Here is a 2,220-nt window from a genome sequence, read left to right on the forward strand (position 1 = left end):
AGAGGCGGTTTCAAAAAGCCTAGATTGATCGTTGGAGAGTATTCCAGCAGATCACGCAAGCGGCCAATTTCAAGAATGCTTCATGGATGTTGGCGAGTTGCTCGTAGCGGATTCGAAGACGATGGAAATTATGGAACCAGGCATGAGTACGCTCGACTACCCATCGATACTTTCCGAGGCCGCTGCCGTGCTCGGTGCGTCGCTTCGCGAGAACAGGTTTAATACCCCGCTCGCGCAATTTCTGGCGGTGTGCTTCGGAGTCGTACCCGCGATCGGCATAGACGGCTTGAGGTTTTTGCAAAGGACGACCGCGAATGCCCCGGATAGCTGGAATCGCATCAATAAGCGGCAACAATTGTGTGACGTCATGGCGATTGGCAGCGGTCAGAATGATCGAGAGCGGCACTCCATTTGCGTCGGTCGCGATATGGTGCTTGGACCCTGGTCGCGCGCGATCTACGGGGTTTGGCCCGGTTTTTGGCCCGCCCCAATAGCGCGCACAGAAGACGAATCGAGAATCACGCGCGAGAGGTCGATTTGGCCAGTTGCGCGTAGCTCGGCAAGAAGCAGTTCGTGCAATCGATCCCATACACCTGCTTCTTGCCAGTCGCGTAACCGGCGCCAACACGTCACGCCGGAGCCGCAACCCATTTCGGCAGGTAGATCGCGCCAACGCAGCCCCGTACGTAACACAAACACAATGCCGCTCAATGCCGCGCGATCGGGTACCGGCTTGCGGCCCGGGTACTTCTCGCGTCGAGCCTTTGGCTGTGGCAATAGAGGTTCGATTCTTTTCCACAATTCGTCGTCAATGATTGGCTTATCCATCCCTTGATCTCATCGTTAGATGGCCAAGGTTAATCTATGGTCACCCCCATTTTTGCAACACTGATCTTTGATGGGTGAGTGGTTTGCACAAATCTATCCGGCGTCGTTGTGAGGAATGTTCCTCGCGCCACGATGAGAATCGCGCCTGGCGGTCCTGATAACAGCTGCAGCTTCAGGAAGCTCGTTAACCTTTCAGGGTTTCCGCCGGGCCGTTTTGCCGTTCACGTCATCAGTTATCAGCAGTCGCAAAACCAGGTGGGTTGATTCCTAAAACTATCGGCAACGGCACCGTCACAATGCCGGAACGGACGCCTGTCGGTCGAATACAGTGTTAGAGCTCGCGACGGCCCATGCAATTCGTGCAAGCTTGCTGGCCAGGGCACACGCAACCACGCTGGAATGTCGCCGCGTAAGCATTGCTCGAACCCAATCGACCACGCGTCCGGACTGTTTGTCTAGCCGAAGCATAAGTGCTCGGGCACACTGGACCAGCAGGTGGCGGATATTCTTGTCCCCTCGCTTGGAGATTCCGAGCAGGTTCGCTCTACCGCCTGTACTGTATTGCTTTGGTACCAGCCCCACTGCGGCGGCAAAGTCTCGGCCGCATCGGTACTGCTTTCCGTCACCGAGCTCCGATGCAAGCAGACTAGCGGTGATCGGACCGACACCGGGTATCGTCAGCAGGCGTTGCCCAACCGGATCCTCGGCTAGTTGCCGATCGAGTTCTTTTTCGATATCAACGATCTGCTGGGTAAGATATTTGAAGTGCGCGTGCAGGCGTTCAAGAATCGCGACGAGGCGCGGCGGTAACTGATGTTCAGCTAGCACTACGGATAGGCGCTTCACAACGGCGTAGCCAACTGGCAGGCTTACGCCGAATTCGAGCAGGAATCCGTGCATCTGGTTGATAGTGCATACCCGATCGCGGACCAGGGCTTGGCGAACCCGGTGCAGTGCTGCAAGCGTTTGCTGCGATTCGGTCTTCGGGGTCACGAACCGCATCGAAGGTCTCGCAGCAGCCTCGCAAATAGCCTCCGCGTCAACGAAGTCATTCTTGTTACTCTTGACGAACGGGCGCACGAATTGTGGAGAGATCAGCTTGACGGTATGTCCGAACTGGCTGAGCTTGCGTGCCATCCAGTGAGCGCCGGCGCAGGCCTCCATCACCACAGTGCAGGCGTGAAACGTGGCGAAGAACTCGACCAACTGCTTGCGTGAGAGCTTCCTGCGAAACACGGCTTTGCCGGCTTTGTCCTGCCCATGCAAGTGAAAGGAGTGCTTGCCCAGATCAATCCCGACCAACGTGACGTTTTGCATGGAAATGGCCTCCGGTGGAAATTAACTCCAGCCTACCCGCTGAGAGGCGGGGGTGACCATCCCATTACAGCATGT

At 56.5% G+C, this 2,220-nt stretch carries 2 protein-coding genes; both read right to left on the reverse strand.

The features are described from left to right. Positions 1-19: 19 nt before the first annotated feature. A protein-coding gene (locus tag AWB65_RS34655) for an IS5 family transposase (protein WP_087671234.1) occupies positions 20-828 on the reverse strand; the annotation gives its coding sequence in 2 pieces (ribosomal slippage) (positions 20-480 and positions 480-828; 810 coding nt in all). 291 nt (positions 829-1,119) lie between these two features. Then, positions 1,120-2,145 (reverse strand): IS110 family RNA-guided transposase, encoded by a 1,026-nt coding sequence (locus tag AWB65_RS34660; protein ID WP_087671235.1) that lies wholly within the window; start codon positions 2,143-2,145, stop codon positions 1,120-1,122. Positions 2,146-2,220 lie beyond the last annotated feature (75 nt).

The sequence above is a fragment of the Caballeronia humi genome (genome assembly GCF_001544475.1).
Lineage (GTDB): Bacteria > Pseudomonadota > Gammaproteobacteria > Burkholderiales > Burkholderiaceae > Caballeronia > Caballeronia humi.